At 65.4% G+C, this 25,146-nt stretch carries 26 protein-coding genes; 13 read left to right on the top strand and 13 right to left on the bottom strand.

The features are described 5' to 3' along the window. Positions 1-34: 34 nt before the first annotated feature. Entirely contained in the window at positions 35-553 is a 519-nt protein-coding gene (locus tag NZL82_RS11290; protein ID WP_261269862.1) for a GNAT family N-acetyltransferase, read from the bottom strand. Between the two features lie 113 nt (positions 554-666). Here NZL82_RS11290 and NZL82_RS11285 point away from each other — a divergent pair, with 113 nt between their 5' ends. After that, positions 667-1,035, top strand: a complete 369-nt coding sequence (locus tag NZL82_RS11285; protein ID WP_261269861.1) for a dihydroneopterin aldolase — start codon at positions 667-669, stop codon at positions 1,033-1,035. Between the two features lie 5 nt (positions 1,036-1,040). Then, on the top strand, positions 1,041-1,328 hold the full coding sequence (locus NZL82_RS11280) for a Rossmann fold domain-containing protein (RefSeq protein ID WP_261269860.1): 288 nt from the start codon (positions 1,041-1,043) through the stop codon (positions 1,326-1,328). Here the strand turns inward: NZL82_RS11280 and NZL82_RS11275 are convergent. Continuing rightward, positions 1,304-2,197 carry a hypothetical protein gene (locus NZL82_RS11275; protein WP_261269859.1) on the bottom strand — a complete coding sequence of 298 codons (894 nt, stop codon included), beginning with the start codon at positions 2,195-2,197 and terminating at the stop codon, positions 1,304-1,306. The two genes, NZL82_RS11280 and NZL82_RS11275, sit on opposite strands and share 25 nt — an antisense overlap. A 215-nt stretch (positions 2,198-2,412) precedes the next feature. Between NZL82_RS11275 and NZL82_RS11270 the strand changes: the two genes are divergently transcribed. The 5 genes from NZL82_RS11270 (at position 2,413) to NZL82_RS11250 (ending at position 6,296) form a co-directional block, all read left to right on the top strand. Beyond that, positions 2,413-3,093 (top strand): energy transducer TonB, encoded by a 681-nt coding sequence (locus tag NZL82_RS11270; RefSeq protein WP_261269858.1) that lies wholly within the window; start codon positions 2,413-2,415, stop codon positions 3,091-3,093. 52 nt (positions 3,094-3,145) lie between these two features. Further along, positions 3,146-3,946, top strand: coding sequence for a MotA/TolQ/ExbB proton channel family protein (locus NZL82_RS11265; RefSeq protein WP_261269857.1), 801 nt, complete (start codon positions 3,146-3,148; stop codon positions 3,944-3,946). A gap of 100 nt (positions 3,947-4,046) precedes the next feature. Beyond that, complete coding sequence (locus tag NZL82_RS11260) at positions 4,047-4,520, top strand: biopolymer transporter ExbD (RefSeq protein ID WP_261269856.1); 474 nt, start codon at positions 4,047-4,049, stop codon at positions 4,518-4,520. 34 nt (positions 4,521-4,554) lie between these two features. After that, positions 4,555-4,980, top strand: a complete 426-nt coding sequence (locus NZL82_RS11255; RefSeq protein WP_261269855.1) for a biopolymer transporter ExbD — start codon at positions 4,555-4,557, stop codon at positions 4,978-4,980. Between the two features lie 956 nt (positions 4,981-5,936). Continuing rightward, positions 5,937-6,296: a tetratricopeptide repeat protein gene (locus NZL82_RS11250; protein WP_261269854.1), complete on the top strand. Its 360-nt coding sequence runs from the start codon at positions 5,937-5,939 to the stop codon at positions 6,294-6,296. A gap of 186 nt (positions 6,297-6,482) precedes the next feature. Here the strand turns inward: NZL82_RS11250 and dcd are convergent, their stop codons facing one another. Further along, a complete protein-coding gene (gene dcd, locus NZL82_RS11245) occupies positions 6,483-7,037 on the bottom strand; it encodes a dCTP deaminase (protein WP_007405039.1) in 555 nt (184 codons plus the stop codon). A 112-nt stretch (positions 7,038-7,149) separates the two neighbouring features. Between dcd and NZL82_RS11240 the strand changes: the two genes are divergently transcribed. Beyond that, the gene (locus NZL82_RS11240; protein WP_261269853.1) at positions 7,150-7,932 is read left to right on the top strand and encodes a MerR family transcriptional regulator; all 783 of its coding nucleotides are present in this window, start codon (positions 7,150-7,152) and stop codon (positions 7,930-7,932) included. A gap of 183 nt (positions 7,933-8,115) precedes the next feature. On the opposite strand, the gene NZL82_RS11235 is transcribed toward NZL82_RS11240, so the two are convergent. Genes NZL82_RS11235 through NZL82_RS11225 form a run of 3 tightly spaced genes read right to left on the bottom strand, consistent with a single transcriptional unit; the run spans position 8,116 to position 9,727 of the window. Then, complete coding sequence (locus NZL82_RS11235) at positions 8,116-8,574, bottom strand: cytidine deaminase (protein ID WP_261269852.1); 459 nt, start codon at positions 8,572-8,574, stop codon at positions 8,116-8,118. Beyond that, the gene (locus tag NZL82_RS11230) at positions 8,571-9,245 is read right to left on the bottom strand and encodes a glycoside hydrolase family 25 protein (RefSeq protein WP_261269851.1); all 675 of its coding nucleotides are present in this window, start codon (positions 9,243-9,245) and stop codon (positions 8,571-8,573) included. Before NZL82_RS11230 ends, NZL82_RS11235 begins: the two co-directional genes overlap by 4 nt. Then, positions 9,245-9,727 carry a UPF0262 family protein gene (locus tag NZL82_RS11225; RefSeq protein WP_261269850.1) on the bottom strand — a complete coding sequence of 161 codons (483 nt, stop codon included), beginning with the start codon at positions 9,725-9,727 and terminating at the stop codon, positions 9,245-9,247. The genes NZL82_RS11230 and NZL82_RS11225 overlap by 1 nt, the downstream gene beginning before the upstream one ends. Positions 9,728-9,825: 98 nt before the next feature. Between NZL82_RS11225 and NZL82_RS11220 the strand changes: the two genes are divergently transcribed. Next, complete coding sequence (locus NZL82_RS11220) at positions 9,826-11,319, top strand: replicative DNA helicase (RefSeq protein WP_261269849.1); 1,494 nt, start codon at positions 9,826-9,828, stop codon at positions 11,317-11,319. 303 nt (positions 11,320-11,622) lie between these two features. Here NZL82_RS11220 and NZL82_RS11215 read toward each other — a convergent pair whose 3' ends face one another. From NZL82_RS11215 to cobA, 5 genes are read right to left on the bottom strand one after another with little or no spacing between them, the layout of a single operon-like run. Then, positions 11,623-12,372: a phosphoadenylyl-sulfate reductase gene (locus NZL82_RS11215; RefSeq protein ID WP_261269848.1), complete on the bottom strand. Its 750-nt coding sequence runs from the start codon at positions 12,370-12,372 to the stop codon at positions 11,623-11,625. Beyond that, complete coding sequence (locus NZL82_RS11210; RefSeq protein WP_261269847.1) at positions 12,365-12,823, bottom strand: DUF934 domain-containing protein; 459 nt, start codon at positions 12,821-12,823, stop codon at positions 12,365-12,367. The genes NZL82_RS11215 and NZL82_RS11210 overlap by 8 nt, the downstream gene beginning before the upstream one ends. Then, the gene (locus tag NZL82_RS11205; protein WP_261269846.1) at positions 12,816-14,441 is read right to left on the bottom strand and encodes a nitrite/sulfite reductase; all 1,626 of its coding nucleotides are present in this window, start codon (positions 14,439-14,441) and stop codon (positions 12,816-12,818) included. Before NZL82_RS11205 ends, NZL82_RS11210 begins: the two co-directional genes overlap by 8 nt. A gap of 11 nt (positions 14,442-14,452) precedes the next feature. After that, positions 14,453-14,749, bottom strand: coding sequence for a DUF2849 domain-containing protein (locus tag NZL82_RS11200; protein WP_261269845.1), 297 nt, complete (start codon positions 14,747-14,749; stop codon positions 14,453-14,455). Beyond that, a complete protein-coding gene (gene cobA / locus NZL82_RS11195) occupies positions 14,746-15,537 on the bottom strand; it encodes a uroporphyrinogen-III C-methyltransferase (RefSeq protein WP_261269844.1) in 792 nt (263 codons plus the stop codon). The genes NZL82_RS11200 and cobA overlap by 4 nt, the downstream gene beginning before the upstream one ends. Before the next feature lie 212 nt (positions 15,538-15,749). Between cobA and NZL82_RS11190 the strand changes: the two genes are divergently transcribed. Continuing rightward, positions 15,750-18,737, top strand: coding sequence for a TonB-dependent receptor domain-containing protein (locus NZL82_RS11190; RefSeq protein ID WP_261269843.1), 2,988 nt, complete (start codon positions 15,750-15,752; stop codon positions 18,735-18,737). A gap of 43 nt (positions 18,738-18,780) precedes the next feature. Here NZL82_RS11190 and astD read toward each other — a convergent pair whose 3' ends face one another. Both astD and NZL82_RS11180 read right to left on the bottom strand, forming a co-directional pair. Further along, positions 18,781-20,187, bottom strand: coding sequence for a succinylglutamate-semialdehyde dehydrogenase (gene astD / locus NZL82_RS11185; protein WP_261269842.1), 1,407 nt, complete (start codon positions 20,185-20,187; stop codon positions 18,781-18,783). A gap of 9 nt (positions 20,188-20,196) precedes the next feature. Next, positions 20,197-21,573 carry a protein adenylyltransferase SelO family protein gene (locus NZL82_RS11180; RefSeq protein WP_261269841.1) on the bottom strand — a complete coding sequence of 459 codons (1,377 nt, stop codon included), beginning with the start codon at positions 21,571-21,573 and terminating at the stop codon, positions 20,197-20,199. Between the two features lie 37 nt (positions 21,574-21,610). Between NZL82_RS11180 and NZL82_RS11175 the strand changes: the two genes are divergently transcribed. The 3 genes from NZL82_RS11175 (at position 21,611) to NZL82_RS11165 (ending at position 25,140) form a co-directional block, all read left to right on the top strand. Beyond that, the gene (locus tag NZL82_RS11175) at positions 21,611-22,471 is read left to right on the top strand and encodes an alpha/beta fold hydrolase (protein WP_261269840.1); all 861 of its coding nucleotides are present in this window, start codon (positions 21,611-21,613) and stop codon (positions 22,469-22,471) included. A gap of 40 nt (positions 22,472-22,511) precedes the next feature. Next, complete coding sequence (locus NZL82_RS11170) at positions 22,512-23,648, top strand: glycosyltransferase family 4 protein (RefSeq protein ID WP_261269839.1); 1,137 nt, start codon at positions 22,512-22,514, stop codon at positions 23,646-23,648. An 88-nt stretch (positions 23,649-23,736) separates the two neighbouring features. Further along, positions 23,737-25,140, top strand: coding sequence for a nitronate monooxygenase family protein (locus NZL82_RS11165; protein WP_261269838.1), 1,404 nt, complete (start codon positions 23,737-23,739; stop codon positions 25,138-25,140). Positions 25,141-25,146: the final 6 nt, after the last annotated feature.

Genomic DNA, 25,146 nt, shown 5'->3' with positions numbered 1-25,146 from the left:
AGGGACGCAGACCGCTCAGGTAAAGGCCGCAGGCTCAGCCGCGGGTGGGATCCGGGCCCAGCATCCCCGCCATGGCGGGCACATCGGCACCACGGGCCAGCAGGCGATGCCGCTCGACCGGTCCCGGCAGCCGCCATTGGCCGGTACGTTCGGCAGTGAAGCCGAAGAAGCGGCCATAATATTCCGGATCGCCGATCAGCATCAGCGCGCTGTCCCGTCCCAGCGAGGCCGCCGCCGTCAGCATATGGTGAAGCAGGTGCCGACCGATGCCGTCGCGCTGGCGATCGGGTGCGACCGCGACCGGCCCGACCATCACGAGCGGATGCGCATTCCCGGCGTCATCGGTCAGCGCCACCGGCCAGCACTGAATCGAACCGATCAGCGCCTCGTCCTCGACCATCGCGAAGCAGAGCGGCGAAATGGGGGCGACGTTGCCGCGTATCTTATAGGCGGTTCGCGCCTGCCGCCCCGGCGGAAAGGCACAGTCCAGCAGGGCCTCGACCGCGGCGGGATCGACCGCGTCGAGCGGGACAAGGACGGGCGTGACGGTCAAGGGGCGGCAGTCCGGTGGGTGAGGGGGACGCGCGCCCTTAGCGCGACGGCGGAGTGATGCAAGCTTTCCCTTGCGCTTTCCTTGGGCGTACGGCCTCTGCTAGAGGCGCGGGCATGGAAGACCGTCTCCAGCTCGAAGTCCACGACCTTGAAGTGCAGGTCCTGACCGGCATTTATTCCGAGGAAACACACCTGCCGCAGCCGCTGCGCATCTCGCTGACCGTCGATCTCGACTGTCCGGCGCGCTATACCCCGGACAGTCCGCTGACCGAGTCGAAGAACTATCTCGACCTCAAACATGCCGCGACGGCGTTGCCGGAGGGCGTGCATTTCACGCTGATCGAAGGGGTTGCGGATCATATCTGCGATACGCTGTTCCTTCAGGACAAGCGGGTTCGCCGGGTGCAGGTGAAGATCGTCAAGCTGGCCATCGCCGAGGATGGCGAAGCGATCGGCATCACCCTGGTCCGTCATCGCCGCTGATCGTCATGGCGGCGCGGCGAATCGATCTCGATCCCAACGCCGATGTCGCGGTCGTGGTGGCCGCGAATCCCGGTGTCGATCTGGTCCTGGTGCTGACTCCGGGGCGTGACCCCGTGTCGCAGGCAATGGCGGAGGCGACGATCGCGCCGCTCGCCATCGCCGCCGCCCCCGGCGCGCGGATCAATGCGATCGTCCCGACGGCGGACGCCACGGCGGAATCGGTCGCGGCGGCGGTTGCCTATCTCGCCGCCGCACACGCCGTCACGGGTCAGTTGCTCGCGGTCGGCACCTGACGCTCGCGCCCGCAGGGGCCGAGCTTTTGCAGAACGAAGCGATAATCGTCGCGCGCCGCCCCGGCATCCTCGGGCGATAGCGACGCCGTGCTGTGGTCGGGCAGCGATTCCGGCAACGCGCAGGCGAGGCGATACCAGAGCAGCGTGTCGCGCGTGGGCGGTGCGGCGGATTCGTCGACAATCTCGCTCAGCGCCACGGCATAGCGGCGGTCTTCGCCCGGACGGCGCAGCACGGATAGCGAAACAGGGCGATTGTTGGCGGTGGTCAGGAAAATCTGGGTCTCGCCTTCGCCGGGCAGGCTGCCGGGTACGTAAAACGCATTGCCGACGCCGGTGATGACCGGCGGCGCATCGGGCGACAGGGCGTCGCGCGTGATGGCGCGGCTGCGCTGTTCGGCATCTGGGGTCCAGGCAAGCTGCGCATCGGGGGCGACGAGTTGCAACTGATCCGCGGCATTCGGGACGCGACGCGCATAGATCAGCACCCGCATCTTCTTCAGCCGCGGTGCCCGTCCGCGCGCATCGGTGGCGGCATCGAACAGATAGCCGACCCGTGCGGGCAAACCGCCCGCCCCCCGGATCAACGTGCCCACATCCGCCTCGACATAGAAGCGCTGATGCCCGGCCGCGACGCCCGCCGCCTCGGCCCCCTTGATCGCCGCCGCCGATCGGATCGTCACGTCCGCGATCACCGGGGCCGACAGGACCAAATCGGCCATATCGGCATAGCCGGGCCCTGTTTGCGCTACCATCGAATCACCCTGAGCGATCGACGGCCGGGTCGCGATCTGCGCCGGAACGGGGGAGGTAAAAGCGGGAATCGCCAGCGTCAAAACGCAAGCGCGAATGGCGTGGGAGAGGGGATTCATCGCTTTCGGCTACTCCTTCGTGTATTAACGGTACAGAAATAATTTCGTCATGTGCCGGTTGTACGTTTATTACGTCCGACAAACTGATTGCGCCGCGCCAGTCGTAGCGATAGGGTTCAAGGCTCTGCCGCGTGCCGTAAGAGCATGGCAGGAGTTTCCCACGTCCCCACGCTACGGCGAGGCGAAACTGGCAGACTGAGGAGTTTCGTTGCTGAATGGCCTATACTGACCAGAAGATGTCCGGGGGCAAGGTGGTCGCGATCGTTATCGTCGTGCTCATCCATGCTGCTCTGGGCTATGCCTTCGTCACGGGGCTGGCTTACCAGTACGTGAAGAAGGCCACCGAAAAGCTCGACACGTTCAACGTGGAAGAGCCGCCGCCCCCCCCACCGCCGGAAGATCCGCCGCCCCCGCCGCCGGAGCAGCCTAATGTGCCGCCGCCGCCGACCACGGTGGTGACGCCGCCGCCAATCGTGCAGCTGCCGGTTCCGGCACCCGCCGTCACGACGACGTCGGTCATCCCGCTCAGCCAGCCGACTGCGCCTCCGGCTCCGCCTGCGCCGCCGGCCCCGCCTGCGCCGCCGGCTCCGCCCGCGGTTTCGAAGGCGGCCGGTCTGCGCGGTAATCCGGGCCAGTATTTCGGTCCCGACGCCTATCCGCCCTCGGCCCAGCGCGAAGGCGCGGAAGGTCGCGTGTCGGCCAAGCTGTCGATCGGCACCGATGGGCGCGTTACCGACTGTTCGATCCTGTCGAGCAGCGGCAACCGGGCCCTGGACGATGCGACGTGCCGCATCTCCAAGGCGCGCGTTCGCTTTACCCCGGCGCAGGATGCCGGCGGTAATCCGGTCGCGTCGTCCTACACGCTTAACATCCGTTGGCAGCTGCCACAGGAATAACGGCTAAAAGCCGATCAAAACCCAACGCTTTAGTCAGAGGACCTAACCAACCATGCTCACCACCATCCTCGCCGCGGGCGGCGCCGCGGCCGGTGCCGAAAACCCCTACGGTCTCGGCCAGGCCCTGAAGGAAGGCGGCCTCATCTCGCAGTCGGTGTTCACCATCCTCTGCTTGATGTCGATCGTGTCCTTCTACATCCTGTTCTCGAAGCTGTTCGAGCAGCAGAAGATCATCAACCAGGCGAAGCGCGTTCGTCAGGGCTTCTGGTCGTCGAACTCGCTGCGCGAAGGTTCGGCCAAGCTCGAGAAGAACTCGGCCTACAAGCAGATCGTCGACGACGGTCTGGCCGCGCAGGACCAGCATTCGAAGCTGACCGATCCGGTCGAAGCGCATGACTGGCTGCATGGTTCGCTGGCCCGCTCGGAAGCCGCGATTAACTCGAAGCTGGGCGGCGGTCTCGCCTTCCTCGCGACCGTCGGTGCGACCGCGCCGTTCATCGGTCTGTTCGGTACGGTTATCGGCATCTACCGCGCGCTCATCAAGATCGGCTCGTCGGGTCAGGCGTCGATCGACGCGGTCGCCGGTCCGGTCGGTGAAGCGCTCATCATGACCGCGCTCGGCCTGGTCGTCGCGGTTCCGGCCGTGCTCGCCTTCAACTGGCTGCAGCGTCGCAACAAGGGCATCGCGGAAGACCTGTCGTCCTTCTCGAACGACGTGCTGGGCTTCCTGGCTTCGAACGGTGCGGTTCGTCCGGCCATCGCTTCGGGCGCCGCTGCCAAGCCGACCGCCGTCAAGGCGACCCCGGCGACGACCACGGCCGGTCAGGCCGGTGGCGTTCAGACGCGCGCCTGAGCCTAAGGGGGCGGGGACCGATCCTTCGGGACGCGGCCCCGCCACCCCCCGCCGACCCATTCAGGGCGGCGATAGAATGCATGGATAGGATAGCTCTCTCATGGCGATGAGCGTTGGCGGGGACTCCGCCGAGAAACCGATGTCGGAGATCAACACGACGCCCCTCGTGGACGTCATGCTGGTGCTCCTCATCATCTTCCTGATCGCGGTTCCGGTCGTGATTCAGACCGTTCCGCTGAAGCTGCCGAACGTCCGCTTCGATCCGACCACGACGAAGCCGGAAAACGTGTCGCTTTCGGTGACCAGCGAGAATGGCCAGTGCAAGGTGTACTGGAACCTGACGCCGGTGACCTCGGATGAGCTGCGGACCCGTGCGGTCGAAAAGCTGAAGGCCGAAGTCGAGCGTCTGGGGCCCAACATCACCCCGGACTCGCTGCCCGAGGCCCACATCCGCGGCGACGTGAACACGCCGTACCGGTGCATCGGCGGCACCATCTACACGATGCAGCAGGCCGGTTTCGCCCGTGTCGGCTTCATCTCCGAGCCGCCCCCCGGCGGCAACGCCCGCGCCTGATCGGCCGGGCGGACAGAATAGGAGTTAGCACGCCATGGCAATGAGCGCCGGATCCGATGATGGCGAGCCCATGATGGACATGAACACGACGCCGTTGATCGACGTCATGCTCGTGCTCCTCATCATGTTCATCATCACCATTCCGATCCAGACTCACGCGGTGAAGGTCGACCTGCCGGTCAACTCTCCGAGAAACCAGCCGCAGGTGAACAGCGAGAAGAACAAGGTCGGCATCGACGCCGCCGGCACGGTCACCTGGAACGGTGCGCCGGTCGACGAAGTCACTCTGCGCCAGTATCTGGACCAGTCGGCCGCCATGAACCCCGAGCCGGAACTGCACTTCCAGCCAGCCCCCGACGCGAAGTACGACAAGGTCGATCAGACCCTGGCCGTCATCAAGCGCTCGGCGGTGAGCAAGCTCGGCTTCATCGGCAACGAGCAGTATCGCAACGACTTCTGATCCCTCGCGGTCACTGTCGGACGACAGGAAAAGGGCGGTCTCTCCGGAGGCCGCCCTTTTTCGTTTGAGGCTCGGCATTTCGAAGGTTGGCGTTGCGGCAGGGCCCCCGGCCTGCGCCAGCGTTCCGGCTGACCGGCCGTGCGTAGGCGAAGGACGATCGTGCCACAGCGGTCTCCGATCAGGCTGGATCGGTGGCACGGAAGCGATGTCGATTTGGCGCAAGGCTGGAGGATGGGGCGAAGCTGAAACGCCGGACCGACGGGCAACGCGGCGCCGCATCGAAAGCGTTCGCGGCGCAGCGGTTGCGAGGGTCAATCGCGGTGGTCCGACTTGAACGGAAACCGCTTCAAATCGCTTCCTGCCGAAGCTTGAGTCCCGTTACCGTAGCGACTTCGGTTCGGGGCATCGCGCGAGAGGGCGCATAGCCGAAGCACCGTGAGCGGCGAGCAATATCGCTCCGGATGAAAAGCATACCATCACGCAAGCGGGCCCCAGTGGCGGCGCGACGGTGACGTGACCCGGCGGGTGATGTCCTAACGCTGTTCGGCTCGAGTACAGCCGAAGGGCACGGCAAAGTCTCGCTCCAGGGTGATCCGCCCCCAAGATCCGCAGAGCCTAAACCGGCCAAAGTTAACGCCTATAGATCCGTCTTGCCGGTGAGGCAGATAGCCGAGCCTTCAAATCAGCCTAGATGAGGGGGCATTCCAACCGTTTGGGATGGCACGGATCCGACAGATCGCGTTCCTTCCCATGCGAGCATGGCGACGCTCTGAGCGGCCTCCGTCCAGCTCCTCTGAGACCGGCAATCGGGTCGCACTGTGCCGTCGGATCCCAATCCCGCAGACATCCGATTTCCCGTTCCTGCCTGTACACAGGAACCGCATCTTTCGCCTCTTGCGGGCGTTTCACAAAAATGACAACGTAACGTCATAAAAGTGCAACATAGGAGATCGGAGATGCGCGGAGTCGTTTCGGTTTTGCTTGTGGCGGCGGCGGGCATGGCGGCCCCGGCCATGGCCCAGGATTCCTGGCCGCAGCGCACGGGGTTTCAGGAGATCGCGGCGGGCAACTTCGTGGCCGCCGAGCGCACGCTGGTTCAGGAGCGGCGCGCCAGTCCCGATAGTCCGGAACTGATGCTCAACCTTGCCGCCGTCTATGCCAAGACCGGCCGCACCGACGAAGCGCGCGCGCTTTATGCCTCCGTGCTGGAGGAGAAGGCGATTGCGATGGACATGCCATCGGGCGCGATCCTCTCGTCGCATACGGTGGCGCGCACCGGCCTGCGCCATTTGCCACAGACCATCGCCGCCCGGTGATCGCAGGAGCAAGTCCGGGCGGAACGCCGCATCGGACTTGCCGATGAATGATCCGGCATGGGTGGCACTTGTGACGTGGCCGGCGACTGATGCGCACGACTCCGGTCCAGGCGGCGCAAGGTGGAGCCTGTGCCGTGCCAAGGCCGGATCTTGCACCGCGCGGCCCGCGAAACGGGCGTTCGCGCCTTACAATCGCGGCAGGGTCACCCCGCGTTGGCCCATATATTTGCCCGCGCGATCGGCATAGCTGGTCTCGCAGGGTTCGTTCCCCTTCAGGAACAGGAACTGGCACGCGCCTTCATTGGCGTAGATCTTAGCGGGCAGGGGAGTCGTGTTGGAGAATTCCAGCGTCACATGCCCCTCCCAGCCGGGTTCGAGCGGCGTGACGTTCACGATGATTCCGCACCGCGCATAGGTCGACTTGCCTAGGCAGATGACCAGCACGTCCCGCGGCACCCGGAAATATTCGACGGTGCGAGCCAGCGCGAAGCTGTTGGGCGGGATGATGCAGACATCGGTCTTGCGATCGACGAAGCTGTTGGACGCGAAATCCTTGGGGTCGACCACCGCGCTGTCGACGTTCGTAAAGATCTTGAACTCGTCCGCCACCCGCGCGTCATAGCCATAGGATGACAGGCCATAGCTGATGCAGCCATCGCGGCGCTGATTCTCGACGAACGGCTCGATCATCCCTTGGGTCTGCGCGGCCTCGCGAATCCAGCGGTCGGACAGGATCGACATCTTCATTCCCCTTTTGCGTGGCCGCTCATCGCCGGATCGCGGGGACAGGGCAAGCGGCAACCTCCAAAAAGGGGCTTGCGGTTGACGTTGCGTCAAGCGGTAGGGTCACGCCATGACCAGCATGCTCGACATTGCCGAGATCGCACGGGCGACCGGACTCAGCAGCCGCGCGCTTCGCTTCTATGAGGCGCGGGGGCTGATCCGGCCCCTGCGCAGCGAAGGCGGGCGGCGGATTTTCGGCGCGGGCGAACTGGAACGGCTGCATGCTATCGTCGCGCTCAAAAGGGCGGGTTTCACCTTGGCGGCGATCGGGCGCATGCTCGACCGGCCCGACGCGCGGCTTGGCCCGATGGTGGCTGCACAGCTTTCGGTGGTCGAGGCGCAGCGGGCGACGCTGGCCGATACCGCCGCGCTGCTCCAATCGATCCAGTCCCGCATCGATGCCGGCGAGCGCATCGACGTCGCGACGCTCTGCTCGCTGATTCGAAAGGGAAACAGCATGACGACGACACAGTGGAAGGCGGTCGCCGACCGCCACTTCACCGCCAAGGAACAGGCCCATTGGGCCAAGCGGATGACCGCCTTGCCCGTCGATTTCGACCAGAATGCCTATCAGGCGCAATGGGCCGATCTGGGCCAGCGGATCGCGACGGCCTTGCCGCTCGACCCGGATTCGGAGGCGGCACGAGGTTTCGTGCGCGAGTGGTTCGCGCTGCTGGCTCCGTTCCGCGCGGTCGCGACGCCCGAAATGTGGTCGGGGGCAACCCGGCTCCACGAGAACCGGGCGGAGTGGGAAGGGCAGGCCGATCCGGGATTCTCCGCGGAGGTGTGGCAGTTCATCCAGGCGGCCGGGGCGGCGATGCGTGCGCGAGGCGACAAGCCCCAGGACGCTTGACGGTACGGCGTTTGAAGGAAAGTGATCTTCGCCCGGAGGCGCGGAGAGCGCAGAGAGGTCGTATCCGGTCTCGGTCGATGGCCGGTCAGCGCACGCGATGGCGTTGTGGCCGTGTTCCGCTTTCTCTGCGCTCGCGCGTCTGCGCGGGCATCCCCGTCTCCTATTCGCTGCTTCGTGAGAAAGTCAGCCGATCCCCAGATCGGCAGGACCGAAGGCATCCGGCAGCAACTCGGACAGACGATAGGTCCGCACCGCATCGCCTTCGGCAGCGCCGCAATGGACGGGCAGGTCGCGACCGCCCATCTGTGCGGCTTCGTTGATGACCTGGCGGCAGCGACCACAGGGGCTGACCGGTGTGGTGCCGGTCGGAGCGCCGTTCGCATCCATCGCGCCGCCGATCACCCCGATCGCGACGATCTCGCGCAGCCGCCCCGCAGCCGAGGCGGTCGCGATCGCGACCGTCTCGGCGCAGAGCGACAGGCCATAGCTGGCATTCTCGAAATTGGCGCCGGTGATGACCGAGCCATCCTCCATCAACAGCGCGGCCCCGACCGCGAAGCGGCTATAGGGCGCATGGGCATGGCGTGCGGCGGCGCGGGCGGCGGCGATCAGTTGCGCCGCTTTCGGATCGATCGAATTCATGAGGTGACGACATCCCAGTTGACGGGGCCTTCCACCCCTTCGACCCGGCGGAAGTCGCTCGCGCGCCACATGCGCCAGGGGCGCGCGGCGTAATCGGGTTTGAGGACATTGCCCACCGCCCAGACCGGGCGGGGCAGGGCGGCGGTGACGCTGTAATCGGATTCGAACGCCTTGGACACGCGCAGCATCACGGGCTTGCCCGTATGCGTCTCGACCATCGTCACGAAGCGGGTCAGATCGGCGACCAGTTGGCGCCGTTCGGGGCGGGCAGTGCAATCGTCATGATAGGACAGATCGATCGCCACCGGCAGCGCATCGCCGGCGCGCGGCACGAAGATGTTGAACGCGTCCGCCTGCGCTGCGGCAGGCTGGCACAGCGAATAGACATGGATCGCCCCGCGCCGCAACCCGGCCTCGGGCAGCGCGGCCCAATTCCCCTCGAACGCCGGATCGCGCCGATCCGCGCCGGATGTGGCGACGATATAGGCGAAGTCGGCACCATTGGCGCGCAATGTCCGCCACTCCACCGCAGGCGGGTTTTCGGGCAGGTCGATGCCTTGGAGGGGATAATGCTCGGTCGAAGGCTGCCAATGCGTCGCCCAATGCCGCCCGCCCGCCGTGATCGCGCCAAGGGCCAGCAGCCCCGCGCCGATTTTCCAGAGAATCGCCATTAGTTGCGGATATGCAGGACGCAGAGCAGTGTGAAGAGGCGGCGTGCGGTGTCGAAATCGACCTCGATCTTGCCGGTCAGCCGCTCCTTCAGCATTTCGGCCGCATCATTATGGATGCCACGCCTAGCCATATCGATCGTCTCGATCTGTTGCGGCGTGGCGGCGCGGATCGCCTGGTAATAGCTGTCGCAGATCGCGAAATAATCCTTGATCGGCCGCCGGAACCGCCCCAGCGCCAGCACCAGGGTTTCGATATGCGTCCCGTCTTCCCGGTACATATGGATGCCCAGCCGGCCTTCCTCCGACTCCAGCTTGATGCGGTAGGGCCCGGCATAGCCATCGGCCTGCGGCCGCTGCGGTGCGAAATAATTTTCCTCGATCAGGTCGAAGATCGCGATCCGCCGCTCCTGCTCGACATCGGCCGAGCGCCAGCCCAGGCTGCGTTCGTCCAGTTCGATAGAGATGATCCGAGGATCGGCCATGGCGAACGGAATAGTCGCGAAGCGCGCGCGCCGCAAATCCCTCGCTGATCGACGCAATCCGTTTTCATCCGGGCCCACTCCGCGCTAACGCCGAAGAAATGGCCACCCTCGCATTCCCGAACCCCGCTGCCGCCACCGAGCCGCAGCAGCTTCCCCGCAATATCGAAGCGGAGGCCGCGCTGCTGGGCGCGATGATGATCGACAACCGGCTGGCCGACGATCTGGTCGACCGGCTGGACCCGGAGCATTTCTTCGAGCCGGTGCATGGCCGCGTATTTTCTGCGATCAAGAATCTGCGCGCCACCGACATGTTGGCGACGCCAGTGACCCTGCGCCCGATGTTCGAGGCGGATGAGGGGATGAAGGCACTGGGCGGCCCGTCCTATCTGGCACAATTGACCGGATCGGGCGCGGGCCTGATCGGCGCGCGGCAATTCGCGACGCAGATTTACGATCTGGCGATGCTGCGGGCGCTGGTGACGGTGGGGCGGACGCTGGTCGACCGGGCAATGGACACCTCGGAAGAGGTCAATCCGCGCGCGCAGATCGAACTGGCCGAGAACGAGCTGTTCAAGGTCGCGGCGGACGGCGGCTCCGAGAATGCCGTGAAAAGCTTCTCTCAGGCCACCACCATGGCGGTCAAGAATGCCGAGCGCGCGCTTAACTCCGGCGGCCATGTCTCGGGCATCACCACGGGTCTCGACTCGGTCAATGCCAAGATCGGCGGTATGCACCGCTCCGACTTGATGATCCTGGCGGGCCGCCCAGGCATGGGCAAGACCTCGCTCGCCACCAACATTGCGTTCAATGCCGCGCGGCGCTGGATGCGCGACATGCAGGACGGCATCCCGCCCTCCGAGTCGGTCGGTGCCAAGGTCGCGTTCTTCAGCCTCGAAATGTCGGCCGACCAGCTGGCGACGCGTATCCTGGCCGAGCAGTCGGGGATCAGTTCCGAAGCGCTGCGCATGGGCAAGATCAGCCGCAACGAGTTCGCCCAGCTCGCCGCCGCCGCCGCCGAGCTGGAGCAGTTGCCACTGTTCATCGACGATACCGGCGGCCTTACCATCTCGGCGCTTCACACCCGCGTCCGCCGGCTTCAGCGGCGGCTGAACAACGAGCTGGGCCTGGTCGTGGTCGACTATCTCCAGCTGCTGACCGGTTCGGGCAAGTCGTCCGAGGGCAACCGAGTGCAGGAAATCTCGGAGATTTCGCGCGGGCTGAAGACGCTGGCCAAGGACATGAACGTGCCGGTGCTGGCGCTGTCCCAGCTATCCCGTGCGGTCGAGCAGCGCGAGGACAAGCGCCCGATGCTGTCCGACCTTCGCGAATCGGGCTCGATCGAGCAGGACGCCGACATGGTCTGGTTCGTGTTCCGCGAAGACTATTACATGATGCAGCGCGAGCCCAAGCGCCCGATGGAAGGCGATGACGGCAAGGTCTTCGAGGATCACGCGAAATGGGCGACCGAGGTCGAGCGGGTCTATGGCCTGGCCGAACTGATCGTCGCGAAACAGCGTCACGGCGCGACGGGGAAGGTCGTGATGAAGTTCGACCCGACGATCACGCGGTTTACCGACTTCGCGGGCTATTGAGCGAGGACAAGTTTATCCCCGCGCGCCGTTCAGTGCGAGCGGATGTTGGGGTTGGGTCTCCCACACTCCCTAACGACCCCGGCGAAGGCCGGGGCTCTAGTCGCCACCAACTTTGAGCCGGGGCGTGGGTGCCTATCTCGCCGCTCGCTTACGTCTCCGCGCTACCGAACGCATCGCAATTGGACCCCGGCCTTCGCCGGGGTGGTGTCGTTAGAGCAGGATGACATGGAGTCGACCCGAGCCCCTCCCTTGAAGGGGTGGGAGGATCAACCTGATGTCATCCCGCCCTATTGCCTGAAGGGCTCAAACCGGCTGAGCGGCTTCGACCGGACGGTGGATGCCGCATTCCACCTTGGCAAAGCCGCGCCAGCGCCCGGAGCGGGGGTCTTCGCCAGGTTTCACCTGGCTGGTGCACGGTGCGCAGCCGATCGAGGGATAGCCTTGCGCCTCCAGCGGATGGCGCGGCAGGTCGTGAGCGGCGAAATAGCCGTCCAACGCCGCCTTGTCCCAGTCCGCCAGCGGGTTGAGCTTCAACCGGCCATCCTCGACTTCAAAGCGGGGGAGGGCGCGGCGGGTGCCCGCCTGGAAGCCCTTGCGGCCGGAAATCCATGCTTCGAACGGCGCCAGGCCACGCGTCAGCGGCTCGACCTTGCGCAGGTCGCAGCAGCCATCGGGGTCGTAACCGTGGCGGATGCCCTCCGGGTCCTTGGCCGCGAGCAGCGCGGGGTCTGGCTGGATCACCCGCACATCGAGCAGGCCCAGCCGGTCGACCAGCATGTCGCGATAGGCCAGCGTTTCGGGGAACATCTTGAGCGTGTCGGTGAACACCACCGGCGTCGCCGGATCGGCCTGCGCGACCATGTGCAGCAGCACGGCGGACTCGGTGCCGAAGGACGACACCGCCGCGATCTGTCCCCGTAATTCGCCGGTCAGCAGGGTGCGCAGCATGTCCGGTGCAGACACGCCTGCGAACCGCCCTTCATACGCCGCCGCATCCTCGGCCGTATAGGCCGGGCGAACGTCGATCCGGTCCAGCTGCCGCGCCTCAGCCATGGCGCAGTTTCCACACCGGCACGCGCGCATCGGCGGCCTTTTGATAGGGCTGGGGATAGAGATTCAGCAGCTTGGTCAGCGTGGCCGCGTCGATCGGCTTTTCGGGCGCGAAACTGTCGAAGCCGCAGCGGCGCATATGCGGGATCTGGTCGACCAGCACGTCGCCCGCCGCACGCAACTCGCCCTCGAACCCCGCCTCGCGCAAAATCCGCGCCGCCGAATAACCGCGCCCGTCGCGAAACGTCGGAAAGCTGATCTCGACAAGCGCGATCTGCCCCAGATGCGACAGCAGCGCGCGCGCATCGTCGCCCGCCTCCAGCCGGACGGCGGTGGCGTTGGTCTGACCCAGAAAGGCGTCCAGCGTCACCGCCGGTTCGTCATGCACCACGTCATCGCGGAACCGCAGCAGCGTCTCGCCCGCATCGCCGTTCGCCGTGATCGGATCAACCATAGATCGCCTCCTTGAACGGTTGCATTCCGACGCGGCGATAGGTGTCGAGGAAGCGCTCGCCGCCCTCGCGCAGCGCCACGTAACGGTCGGTCACGCGCTCGATCGCGTCGACCACGCCGTCCTCATCGAAGCCGGGTCCGGTGATCTTGCCGAGCGACACATCCTCCGCACCCGATCCACCGAGCAGAAGCTGGTAATTCTCGGTGCCTTTCTTATCGACGCCGAGGATGCCGATATGCCCGGCATGATGGTGGCCGCAGGCGTTGATGCAGCCCGAAATCTTCAACTTCAACTCACCCAGCTCGCGCTGCCGCCCGGCAAATCGCTCGCCGATCTTCTGCGCCAGCGGGATGGAGCGGGCGTTCGCCAGGCTGCAATAATCCAGACCCGGGCAGGCGATGATGTCCGAGATCAGGTCGAGATTGGCCTCGGCCAGCCCGGCGTCGCGCAGGGCGGTCCAGATGGCGTAGAGATCGGCCTTGCGGACGTGCGGCAACACGATGTTCTGCGCATGGGTGACGCGTAGTTCGTCATGGCCGTAACGCTCGGCGAGGTCGGCCATCAGGTCGATCTGGTCGGCCGAGGCGTCGCCGGGGATGCCGCCGATCGGCTTCAGGCTGATCGTGACGATGGCATGGCCGGGCTGCTTGTGGGCCGCGACGTTCTGATCGAGCCAGACCGCGAAGTCGGGGTCGGAGCGATCCACCGTGTCGGGGGCGTCGCTGGCGAAATCGGGCCCGGCGAACATGGCGGTGATCCGCGCCAGTTCGGCGACCGGCGGGTCGATACCAAGATCGCGGATCGCGGCGAATTCCGCCTCCACCTGCTCTCGGTACGAGTCCACGCCGATCTCATGCAGCAGGATCTTGATCCGCGCCTTGTAGATATTATCGCGGCGGCCATAGCGGTTATAGACCCGCAGGCACGCCTCCAGATAGCTCATCAGATGGTCGGCGGTGATGAAGTCCTTCACCTCATGCGCGATCATCGGGGTGCGGCCCATGCCGCCGCCGACGAAGATCTTCGCGCCGAGCACACCGTCCCGCTCCAGCAACTGGATGCCGATATCGTGCAGCCGCATCGCCGCGCGATCCTCGTCCGCCGCGATCACCGCGATCTTGAACTTGCGCGGGAGATAGGTGAATTCCGGGTGGAAGGTCGACCATTGCCGGATCAGCTCGGCCCAGGGACGCGGATCGGCGACCTCGTCGGCGGCGGCACCGGCGAACTGGTCGGACGAGATGTTGCGGATGCAATTGCCCGAAGTCTGGATGGCATGCATCTGGACGGTCGCCAGCTCGGCCAGGATGTCAGGCGCATCGGCCAGCTTGATCCAATTATACTGGATGTTCTGCCGCGTGGTGAAGTGGCCATAGCCGCGATCGTACTTGCGCGCGATATGGCCCAGCATCCGCATCTGGCGGCTGTCCAGCGTGCCATAGGGCACCGCAATGCGCAGCATATAGGCGTGAAGCTGAAGGTAGAGGCCGTTCATCAGCCGCAGCGGCTTGAACTGATCCTCGGTCAGCGCGCCCGACAGGCGGCGTTCCACCTGATCGCGAAATTCCTCGACACGGGCATCGACGATGCTCTGGTCATATTCGTCGTAAACGTACATCGATTACTCTCTCAGATGACCCAGGCGCCGGCATCCGCATCAGCGGGCTTCAGCGTCAGGTCGGGGCGCACCGTCGGGCCGAGCGCGCGGATACGGTCCTTGATATGGGCGGGGCGGGGGCCTTGTTCGGTCGCCTCGGCATCGATCAGATAGGGCACGTTGACCCGGCGCGCGCCTTCCTCGGCCCGCAGGATCGCTTCACCGCTCGCGCCGACATCGACCGCATCTTCGACATGGCGCGACCAGTCCTGGCCGGTCCACCAGACGACATCGCCGGTCGCCAGATCATTGCCCGTCAAAAGCTTCATGCGTTCATCCCTTCCGCCACACGGGCCCAACGCGCCAGCTTGTCCTCGGCATCCGACAATTCGACGACTTCGCCCACGACGATGATCGCCGGGCTCTGCACCTTCTCACGCTCGACCATCGGGCCGAGATCGGCGAGCAGGGTACGAATGGCGCGGTGGCCCTCCAGCGTGCCGCGCTCTAGCACCGCAACCGGCATGTCGGGGGCGACGCCGTCCGCCATCAGCTTGTCGGCGATGGCGTTGGCGGTCGCGACGCCCATATAGATGACGAGCGTGCGCCCCTGGCCCGCCAGCCCCGACCAGTCCTGATCGGTCAGCCCCTTGCACTGGCCCGCGACGAACGACACCGCGGAAGCGTGATCGCGGTGCGTCAGCGGCAACATCGCCTCCGCCGCGCAGCCGAGCGCCGCCGAGACGCCGGGGATCACCTCGACGCGCAGGCCGGCGGCGCGCACCGCCTCCACCTCTTCGCCACCGCGCCCGAAGATGAAGGGGTCGCCGCCCTTCAATCGCACGACGATCGCGCCGGTCTTCACATGCGCGACGATCAGCGCGTTGATCGCGTCCTGCGACAAGGTATGCCGCGCGCGCCGCTTGGCGACCGAGATGCGCTGGGCCTGCGGCGGGGCGATATCGAGCACGCGCGGGTCGATCAGGCCGTCATGCACGACGACATCGGCCTGTTTCAGCGCTTCGACCGCACGAACGGTCAGCAGGCCCGGATCACCGGGCCCGGCACCGACAAGGATCACGCGGCCACGCGCGGCAGGGTCGAGAAGGCTAGCCATGATCTGACAGATGAGCCCCCGCCGTCCGCTCCACAACCGAGCGATGCTTGGGGAGGCGGTAGATCAACTTGGGGCAGTTCATGTTGCAGCGCATATAGTATAATATATTTGCTTGTCAGTTTAAAATGTGGTTGAATGGATTCGCAAAAATCAAAGCGGGGACGGGTCAAATGGGGGAATTTCGTTACGCGAAGCGCTTGTTAGGGGCGTCGTTGATTGCGCTGATGTGGTCGGGCGTGGCATCCGCCCAGGAGTCTGGCGGCAGTGCGACTGACCCGGCCGCGCAGGACGACACGCCGCTGACCGGTGTGGCTGCCTCGACGGACAAGATCGACGCCAAGCAGGAAAAGAGCGATCCGTCGGATGTCATCGTCACGGGCACGCGGATCGTGCGCCCCAACATGACCAGCAACGCGCCGATCACCACCATCGACTCGACCTATCTGAAGGAGCGGGGGCTTGCGCGGGTCGAGGATGCCTTGTCGCAATTGCCGCAGGTCACGCCGATGTTGGGGTTGCAGGGGCAGAGCTGGACATCGGGTGCCGCCTCGGTCGGGCTGCGCAATCTCGGTGCCGGGCGCACCCTGACGCTGCTCAACGGACAGCGGATGGACAATGACGTCAACATCATCCCCGGCGCGCTGATCGAGCGGATCGACATCATGACCGGCGGCGCCTCGGCGGTCTATGGCTCCGACGCGATCGCGGGCGTGGTCAACTTCATCGTCAAGCGCAAGTTCGACGGCATCGCCTTTGATGGCGAGGTCAGCGGCTTCAACCACAACAACGACAATCCGCTGCTCGCCAAGGTCGCACAGAATGCGGGCTATACCTATCCGCGCGGCACCTATCTGGGCGGCGGCAACTATTTCGCCTCGCTGGCGGCGGGCAAGAACCTGTTGGACGGCCGCCTGAACGTCAGCGGCTTCGCGACCTATAAAAAGGCGGACCCGATCCAGTTCCGCAATATCGATACCGTCAACTGTCCGCTTTTGATGTTCGACCCCAATAATCGCGATGCGGGCAACACGACTTGGGCGTGCGACGGCACCACGTACAACCCGTATAATTATTTCAGTATCAACGGTCAGGACCGGAGCAATGCGCGTGATGGTTCGCGCAGCTTTCGCCCCTATGACACGGCGGATGAGGTGCGTATCCAGCGCGTCGACTCGATTCAGCGGCGCAGCGAGACGTTCAATACCGGCGGCTTCCTGACGGCGGAATTGCCGCTGGGCATGCGCGTGAACGGCAGCTTCCTGTATAGCCGGATCGTCGAGACAGGAGCCAACTCGGTCGATGGCGGGCTGTGGACGCCGTCCGCGCCGGTCAATTGCGACAATCCGTTCCTCAGCGCGTCGCAGGCGCAGGAGATTTGCGGCACGGCGGCAGGAACCACCGCGCTCAGCCAACCCATCTCGCTGTCGCTGTTCCGGCCCGGCATGATCTATAACTTCCGCAACTCGACGGACGACTGGCGCGGCGCGCTCAATCTGTCGGGCATGATCGTCGACAAGATCCGGTTCGAGCTTAGCTATCAGCAGACCCGCAACATCATGCTCGGGTCGTCCGATCACCAATATGTGCCCGATCAGGCCGATCGGCTGGCACGCGGTCTTCAGGTGCGCAATGTGAACGGCGTGCCGACCTGTCTGTCGAAAATCAACGGCACCGATCCCGACTGTCAGCCGATAGACGCCTTTTCGTCGAATAGCTCGATCAGCGATGCGGTCTATAATTGGGTGACGGGCATCGGCAGTCGTCGCCAGCAGAACGATCTGCAGGTCATTAATGCGATCGTATCGGGCACGCTGGAAGATTACGGAATCAAGAGCCCGTTCGCCACCAACGGCATCGGCTTTGCGATCACCGGCGAATATCGCAAATATCGCAACCAGTCGCAGGGCTTCGGCTCATGGTCGACCTTCACGACCTTCGACGGGCGGACCAGCGTCAAGGAACTGGGCGGCGAAATCGACATCCCACTGGTCGAGGACAAGCCCTTCGCCAAGGAACTCAGCATCAATGGCGGCTATCGGATTTCCGATTACGACGTCTATCAGAACCTGATCCATAGCTGGAAGGCGGAGGCGAGCTGGGCGCCGGTGGACGGCCTGCGCTTCCGGGGCAGCTATAACCGCGCGGTGCGTGTGGGCGTGCTCCAGCGTCTGGAGGGCGAGAATCGCTATCCCAATTATCCAATGCTGGACCTGTGCGCGCCGCCGCGGGCGTCCACCGACGGCAAGGGGGCGACGCGCTACACCTTCGAACAATGCTCGATCGGCATGACGCGCGCGCAATATGATGCGCTGACCAGCTATACCGGCTGCGACACGAACGGTTTCTGCCCGACGACGCTGGTCAATGGCGGCAATTCGGACCTTCAGCCCGAACGGTCGCGCAGCAAGACGCTGGGCGTGGTGTTCCAGCCGCGCTTCATTCCCGGTCTGACTGCATCGGTCGACTGGTACGATATCAATATCCAGGGCGCGTTCGAATGGACCCGCATCGGTATGGCGTTCGACCAATGCTATCGCAACAAGGTCGAATTCTTCTGCCAGTTCTACAAGCGTGATCCGCAGACGGGACAGCTGCTGATCGCCGATGCACGCTATAACAATTCGGGCTATACGGCGACGCGGGGTATCGACTTCAGCACCAACTATGCGCTGGACCCCAAGCGTCTGGGTATGACCAACAATATCGGCACCTTCGGCCTGAACTTCAACGGAACGCTGACCACCAAATTCGAACGGCAATTCGCACCGGGCAACACGCCCTGGTCATGCCTGGGGTATTTCGGATTTGCCTGTGGCGATCCAATGCCGCGCTGGCGTCACGTCGCAGGCGTGAACTGGCAGCTGCCCTGGATCAGGGGCGGCCTGGGCTTTACCTGGCGCTATATCGGGCCGACCAGCAACTCCAAGCTGTCGACCAACACCGTGCTGGCGGCATCGGCAGGCCAGACCTATCCGCTGACGCAGCGTATTCCCGGCTACAGCTATTTCGATTTCAACACCAACATCACGCTGGTGAAGGGGATCGATGTGCGGTTCAATGTCCAGAATCTCTTCGACAAGGACCCGCCGCTGATCGGGTCCGATACCAACTATGCGACGGGTGCTTATTTCAACACCTTCCCCACCTATTACACGGTACGGGGGCGGACGTTGCGGGTCGGCATATCCGCCCGCTTCTAACTGACGGGATGGCCCGGAACCCCGGTTCCGGGCCATTTCTCCATCAGCGCAGGCCGACCGGGATCGTTGCGGCGGCCTGGTCCGCTTCGGCGCTGGCAACCGGATAGGCGCAGTAATCGGCGGCGTAATAGGCGCTGGGGCGGTGGTTGCCCGACCAGCCGATGCCCCCGAACGGGGCGCTCGATGCCGCGCCGTTGGTCGGGCGGTTCCAATTGACGATCCCGGCGCGGACGCCGCTCCAGAATTGTTCGTACCGCTCGCGCGACGGAGAGATCAGCGAGGCCGACAGGCCGTAGCGGGTGGCGTTGGCCTGCCCGATCGCATCGGCAAAGTCGCGAGTGCGGGAGACTTGCAGCACCGGGCCGAACAGCTCGTCATCGGGCCGATCGGTCACATCCATCACGTCGAGGATCGCGGGCGTGAGGAAGGGGCGGTCGGGGATCGGGCGTTCGAGCGAACGGATGACATGGGCGCCCATGTCGACGAGTTTGCCGAAAGCCATATCAAGCAATTCCGCTGCGTCATTGTCGATCACCGGCCCCATGAAGGGGGCGGGCTCGTCATGCGGCGCGCCGACGATCAGCCGGTCGGTCAGCCGGGTCAGCGCGGCGATCAGCGGATCGTAGAGCCGGTCCTCCACGATCAATCGCCGCCCCGCCGTGCACCGCTGTCCGGCGGTGGTATAGGCCGACTGGACGATCAGAGCGGCGGCGGCGTCGAGGTCGGGATCGTCCCAGACCAGCAGCGGGTTGTTGCCACCCATTTCGAGCGCGAGGATCTTCTCAGGCCGCTCGGCGAATTGCCGGTTGAGCGCGATGCCGGTGCGCGCCGAACCCGTGAAGAGCAGCCCGTCGATCCCGTCATGCCCGGCCAGGGCCCGCCCTTCATCCGGCCCACCGATCAGCAGCCGGACGACGCCCTCGGGCACCCCCGCCGCATGATAGCATTCGACCAGGAACGCTCCGGTCGCGGGCGTCTTTTCGGATGGTTTGAACACCACCGCATTGCCCGCCAGCAGCGCGGGCACGATATGGCCGTTGGGCAGATGCGCGGGGAAATTATAGGGGCCCAGCACCGCCAATACCCCATGTGGACGATGACGCAGCGCCATGCGCCCGCCACCCGGCTGATCGCTGACGCGTTCGCCGGCGCGTTCGGCTTGCGCGGTGATCGAGATGGCGACCTTGGCGATCACCGTATCGACCTCGGTCCTGGCTTCCCATAGCGGCTTGCCCGTCTCGCGCGCGATCAGATCGGCAAAGGCCTCGGCGCGGGTCCGGACGATCTCGGCGAAGCGGCGCAACGTCTCGATCCGCTCCGTCAGCGGAGTCGCCGCCCAGCCACTCCAGGCGGCGCGGGCGGTGGCTACCTCGCGTGCGGCGTCGCCGATGGGAAGCTCGGCGATCAGCGCGCCGGTGGCGGGCTCGAATGTCGACAGATGGCGGGTCATTCGGAAAGGCTAGGCCGCCGCATCGGGGGCGGCAAGCGCCGCACCCATCGCACGCACCCGCGCGACCTTGTCGTACAGCATCGACCAGTCGTCGCGCTCGGCGATCGGGGCCCAGATCGCCTCGACCTCGTCGATCAGCATCGACTCGGGTTCGCCCCGCCAATAGTCATGATCGCGGGCGCGGCGGGGCGCATAGGGCTCGATCAGGTCGCGGAGTTCGTTCCACGTCTCGTCATATTGATCCGGCACCTGCCCGCCGAACAGATCGAAATAGACGCGGTCGATCGGGGCTTGCGAGGCGCGCAGAGCCCGCTCGAACGTCTGGACCAGTGCGCGGTCTTCGGTGCCTTCGCGCGGCGTCACCCCCAGTCGCCACAGGATCGCGGTCACGATCTCCGTCTGATAACGGGTGGCGAACCCCTCCAGCGCCGCGATCAGCGGCTCGCTCTCCGCGATCAGACGCAGGCTGGAGGCGAGTTGCATCACGTCCCACTGGATCGCCTCGGGCTGGCGGGCGAGGGCATAGAGACCCGTCTGGTCGAAATAGGCGGCGGTGAACTCCGGGTCCCAGCTGGGCGCGAACCGCCACGGACCATAGTCGAAGCTTTCCCCCGTTACGTTGATATTATCCGAATTGAGCACGCCGTGCACGAACCCGGCGGCCATGTATCGCGCCGCCAGTGTCGCGGTCCGCTCCGCCACCAGGGTCAGCAGCCGCACCGGATCGTCCGAAGTCTCAGCGTAGAAATGCCGCAGCACATAGGCGACCAGGCGCCGCATATTCTCCTCGTCGCGCTCGAAGGCGAGGCGCTGGAAACTGCCGATGCGGATATGGCCATGGCTCATCCGCACCATCACCGCGGAGCGGGTGGGGGAGGGTTCGTCGCCCCGGTGCAGCGACTCGCCCGTCTCGATCAGCGACAAAGTGCGCGAGGTGGGGACGTTCAGCGCCTCCAGCATCTCGGTCGCCAGGATTTCGCGCACGCCGCCTTTCAGCGTCAGGCGGCCGTCGCCGAAACGGCTATAGGGCGTTTGCCCCGATCCCTTGGTGCCGAGTTCGAGCAACCGGCCATCCACGCCGTGCATCTGCGCGAAGGTGAAGCCGCGCCCATCGCCCAGGTCGGAATTATACTGGCGGAACTGGTGGCCGTGGTAGCGCAGCGCGAGCGGCCCCGGCAGCGTGTCGGGCAGCGGCCGGAATCGGCCGAGATGGTCGGCCCATTCGTCGTCGGTCAGCGTCTCCAGCCCGATTTCGCCCGCCGCGCGATCGTTGCGAAAGCGGACGACGGTCTGCGGAAAATCGGCCGGTGCGACGGAATCCGCGAGGAAATCGGCGACTTCGGCGAGGGCGCGGGACGGGCGATAGGCTTGCGGGGATACGGGCATGCCGCGATATGGAGGGTGCACCGGAGGACGTTCAAGCATGTCGGCCTATGAGAATCGTTATTGGTGGTCGAAAGACGGCTTGCGGTTGCATGCGCGCGACTATCCGGGGTCCGATACGCTTCCCCCGATCATCTGCATGCCGGGCCTGACCCGCAACGCCCGCGATTTCGACGGGCTGGCCCGGGCGCTCGATGGGCGTGCGCGGGTAATCGCGGTCAGCTTTCGCGGGCGCGGCGAAAGCGCCCATGCCAAGGACCCGATGACCTATGTGCCCCTGACCTATGTGCAGGACGTGCAGGCGATGCTGGACGAATACGGCATCACCCGGTTCGTCGCGGTCGGCACGTCGCTGGGCGGGATCGTGACCATGGTGCTGGCGGCGACCGCGCGCGGGCGGCTGGCGGGCGCGGTGCTCAACGATATCGGGCCGGAGATCGAGGCGGCCGGCCTGGCGCGCATTCGCGGCTATGTCGGCAAGGGGCAGAGCTTTCCGACCTGGCTTCACGCGGCGCGTTGCCTCCACGAGAATAATGAGGATGTCTATCCCGACTGGGGGGTCGAGGATTGGCTGGCCATGGCCAAGCGAACCCATAGGCTGACCAGCGCCGGGCGGATCGTGCTCGATTACGACCTGAGGATCGCCGAGCCGTTCCGCGTGCCGGGGACCGAGGCCGGGCCGGACATGTGGGCGGCGCTGTCCGCGCTGAACGGCGTACCGACGCTGGTGGTGCGGGGCGAGCGGTCCGACATTCTGAGCGCGGCCGTCGCGAACCGGATGGTCGAGATGCTGTCGCCGTCCGAACTGGTCACGGTGCCGCATGTCGGCCATACGCCGCTGTTGACCGAGCCGGAGGCGCTGGCGGGGATCGGGCGCCTGCTCGACCGCGTGGAGGGATAGGCGGTTTTCAAGCCCTGCCTTGCCCGCTAATCCGGGGCGCATGGCTCGACCGCTGAACATCCTTCACCTCCACTCCTCCTTTTCGCTGGGCGGCAAGGAGGCGCGCGCGGTCGCGCTGATGAACGCGTTCGGCGATGCGACGAGGCACACCATCGTCTCCGCCATGCCCGACGAACTCGGCGCGCGGGATTCGATCGCCAAGGGCATACGCTATGAAATCGCGCAGGATGCGCCGCCGCTGACCGGCAAGCCCTCGGTCAAGCGTTACGAGGCGATCGCGGCCTATATGCGCCGCTTCGACCTGGTGCTGACCTATAATTGGGGGGCGATCGACGGGGTGATGGCACGGCGCGTCTATCCCAAGGGTGCGCCGCCGCTGGTCCATCACGAGGATGGTTTCAACGCCGATGAAGCGCGCGGGCTGAAGCTGGAGCGCAATATCTATCGCCGCATCGCCCTGTCGGCGGCCAACGCGCTGGCGGTGCCCAGCCATGTGCTGGAGGGGATCGCGCTGCGGACCTGGAAACAGCCCGCCGAGCGGGTTCACCGCATTCCCAACGGCATCGCGACCCAGCTCTACACCCGCGATCCCGATCCCAAGGCGATTCCCGGCTTCGTCCGCCAGCCCAAGGAGATCGTCGTCGGTGCGCTGGCGGGACTGCGGGTGGTCAAGAACCTGCCGATGCTGGTCCGTGCGATGGGCGGCGTTCCGGGGCGTTTCCGGCTGGTCATCGTCGGGGAGGGGCCGGAGCGCGCGACGATCCAGCAGGCCGCCGCGGCCATGGGCATTGCCGACCGGCTGGTCATGCCGGGCTTTCTGGAACGGCCCTACAGCTTCATCCGGCATTTCGACATTGTCGCCTTGTCCTCGCTGTCCGAACAGGCGCCGATTTCGGTCCTGGAGGGAATGGCGGCGGGGCTGCCCATCGCGTCGCTGCCCGTCGGCGATGTGCGGTCGATGGTGTCCGAGCCCAATCGCCAGTTCATCGCGGATGCAGCCAATGAGGTCCGCCTGCGCGACGTCATCCAGGCGCTGATCGCCAATCCCGATCTGCGCGCTCAGGCCGGCGCCGCCAACCAGCAGCGCGCGCGGGCCGAGTTCGACCAGAGCCAGATGGTCGCCCGGTACAAGGCTCTGTACGAACAGGTCCTGGGTCGGCCCGGCGCGCTGGGCTGATCCGGCACGGGCCGGTGCCGTTAATTCCCCCTCGCCTAGCGTTCCTAACACGCTATATGAGACCCTTTCGGTCAGACAAGGTAACGACGTGTTCAAAGGCTTGAGCCCCATCCTGTATAACGGCCGCGAGGTTTGGCCGCTGATCGAAGGGGGCAAGGGTGTCGCTGCGACCAATCACGCCTCGGCGGGGGCTTGGGCGGCGGCGGGCGGCGTCGGGACCGTCTCGGCGGTCAATGCCGACAGCTATGACGCCGAAGGCAAGATCATTCCCCAGATCTACCGCGCCCTGACCCGGCGCGAGCGGCATGAGGAACTGATCGAATATGCCATCGAGGGCGCGGTCCAGCAGGTGAAGCGTGCCTGGGACATCGCCGGTGGCAAGGGCGCGATCAACATCAACGTGCTGTGGGAAATGGGCGGCGCGCAGCGGGTGCTGGAAGGCGTGCTGGCGCGTACCAAGGGGCTGGTCGCGGGCGTCACCTGCGGTGCGGGCATGCCCTACAAGCTGTCGGAGATCGCGGCGCATCATCAGGTCAGCTATCTGCCGATCGTCTCCTCGGGCCGCGCCTTCCGCGCGCTGTGGAAGCGTGCCTATTCCAAGGCGGCGGAGTGGCTGGCGGCGGTGGTCTATGAGGACCCCTGGCTGGCCGGTGGCCATAACGGCCTGTCCAACGCCGAAGACCCGTTGCAGCCCCAGGACCCGTATCCGCGCGTAAAGGCGCTACGCGACACGATGCGCGAGGGTGGTATCTCGGACGAGGTGCCGATCGTGATGGCGGGCGGCGTCTGGTACCTGCGCGACTGGAACGACTGGATCGACAATCCCGAGCTGGGCAAGATCGCCTTCCAGTTCGGCACGCGTCCCCTGCTGACGCAGGAAAGCCCGATCCCCGAAGAGTGGAAGCAGCGGCTGATGACGATCGAGCAGGGCGATGTCCTTCTCCATCGCTTCTCGCCGACCGGCTTTTATTCCAGCGCGGTGCGCAATCCCTTCCTGCGCAATCTCGAAGCGCGGTCGGACCGGCAGATCGCCTTTTCTACGCAGGAAGCGGGCGACCATGTCTTCCAGCTCGATGTCGGCGTGAAGGGCAAGAATTTCTGGGTGACCAAGGGCGATCTGCTGCGCGCGCGCGAATGGTTCGGCAGCGGCTTCACCATGGCGCTCAAGACGCCGGACAATACGCTGGTCTTCGTCAGCCCTGAAGAAGCCAAGGAAATCCGCAAGGATCAGGCCGACTGCATGGGGTGCCTGTCGCAGTGCCTGTTCTCGAGCTGGGCCGATAGCGAGACCAACTCGACCGGGCGTCTGGCGGACCCGCGCAGCTTCTGCATCCAGAAGACGCTGCAAGAGATCGCGCATGGCGGTGATGTCGAGCAGAACCTGATGTTCGCCGGGCATGCGGCCTATAACTTCAAGCGCGATCCCTTCTATTCCAACGGCTTCGTACCGAGCGTGAAGCAGCTGGTCGATCGCATCCTGACCGGCGACTGAGCCCGG

It is taken from the genome of Sphingomonas sp. LC-1 (genome assembly GCF_025371035.1).
In the GTDB taxonomy this organism is placed as follows: Bacteria; Pseudomonadota; Alphaproteobacteria; order Sphingomonadales; family Sphingomonadaceae; genus Sphingomonas; species Sphingomonas sanguinis_E.
Note: the sequence above shows the minus strand (reverse complement) of the source record. Positions and strands in the feature narration are given on the sequence as shown.

Coding starts and splice junctions, on each gene's coding strand:
- NZL82_RS11260 (WP_261269856.1), top strand. CDS start 4,047: ATGGCGATGAGCGTTGGCGGGGACTCCGCCGAGAAACCGATGTCGGAG.
- astD (WP_261269842.1), bottom strand. CDS start 20,187: ATGACCCGCCATCTGTCGACATTCGAGCCCGCCACCGGCGCGCTGATC.
- NZL82_RS11210 (WP_261269847.1), bottom strand. CDS start 12,823: ATGGTTGATCCGATCACGGCGAACGGCGATGCGGGCGAGACGCTGCTG.
- NZL82_RS11285 (WP_261269861.1), top strand. CDS start 667: ATGGAAGACCGTCTCCAGCTCGAAGTCCACGACCTTGAAGTGCAGGTC.
- NZL82_RS11225 (WP_261269850.1), bottom strand. CDS start 9,727: ATGGCCGATCCTCGGATCATCTCTATCGAACTGGACGAACGCAGCCTG.
- NZL82_RS11200 (WP_261269845.1), bottom strand. CDS start 14,749: ATGAAGCTTTTGACGGGCAATGATCTGGCGACCGGCGATGTCGTCTGG.
- NZL82_RS11230 (WP_261269851.1), bottom strand. CDS start 9,245: ATGGCGATTCTCTGGAAAATCGGCGCGGGGCTGCTGGCCCTTGGCGCG.
- NZL82_RS11240 (WP_261269853.1), top strand. CDS start 7,150: ATGACCAGCATGCTCGACATTGCCGAGATCGCACGGGCGACCGGACTC.
- NZL82_RS11270 (WP_261269858.1), top strand. CDS start 2,413: ATGGCCTATACTGACCAGAAGATGTCCGGGGGCAAGGTGGTCGCGATC.
- NZL82_RS11235 (WP_261269852.1), bottom strand. CDS start 8,574: ATGAATTCGATCGATCCGAAAGCGGCGCAACTGATCGCCGCCGCCCGC.
- NZL82_RS11265 (WP_261269857.1), top strand. CDS start 3,146: ATGCTCACCACCATCCTCGCCGCGGGCGGCGCCGCGGCCGGTGCCGAA.
- dcd (WP_007405039.1), bottom strand. CDS start 7,037: ATGTCGATCCTGTCCGACCGCTGGATTCGCGAGGCCGCGCAGACCCAA.
- NZL82_RS11215 (WP_261269848.1), bottom strand. CDS start 12,372: ATGGCTGAGGCGCGGCAGCTGGACCGGATCGACGTTCGCCCGGCCTAT.
- NZL82_RS11250 (WP_261269854.1), top strand. CDS start 5,937: ATGCGCGGAGTCGTTTCGGTTTTGCTTGTGGCGGCGGCGGGCATGGCG.
- NZL82_RS11205 (WP_261269846.1), bottom strand. CDS start 14,441: ATGTACGTTTACGACGAATATGACCAGAGCATCGTCGATGCCCGTGTC.
- NZL82_RS11280 (WP_261269860.1), top strand. CDS start 1,041: ATGGCGGCGCGGCGAATCGATCTCGATCCCAACGCCGATGTCGCGGTC.
- NZL82_RS11255 (WP_261269855.1), top strand. CDS start 4,555: ATGGCAATGAGCGCCGGATCCGATGATGGCGAGCCCATGATGGACATG.
- NZL82_RS11180 (WP_261269841.1), bottom strand. CDS start 21,573: ATGCCCGTATCCCCGCAAGCCTATCGCCCGTCCCGCGCCCTCGCCGAA.
- NZL82_RS11170 (WP_261269839.1), top strand. CDS start 22,512: ATGGCTCGACCGCTGAACATCCTTCACCTCCACTCCTCCTTTTCGCTG.
- NZL82_RS11175 (WP_261269840.1), top strand. CDS start 21,611: ATGTCGGCCTATGAGAATCGTTATTGGTGGTCGAAAGACGGCTTGCGG.
- NZL82_RS11220 (WP_261269849.1), top strand. CDS start 9,826: ATGGCCACCCTCGCATTCCCGAACCCCGCTGCCGCCACCGAGCCGCAG.
- cobA (WP_261269844.1), bottom strand. CDS start 15,537: ATGGCTAGCCTTCTCGACCCTGCCGCGCGTGGCCGCGTGATCCTTGTC.
- NZL82_RS11275 (WP_261269859.1), bottom strand. CDS start 2,197: ATGAATCCCCTCTCCCACGCCATTCGCGCTTGCGTTTTGACGCTGGCG.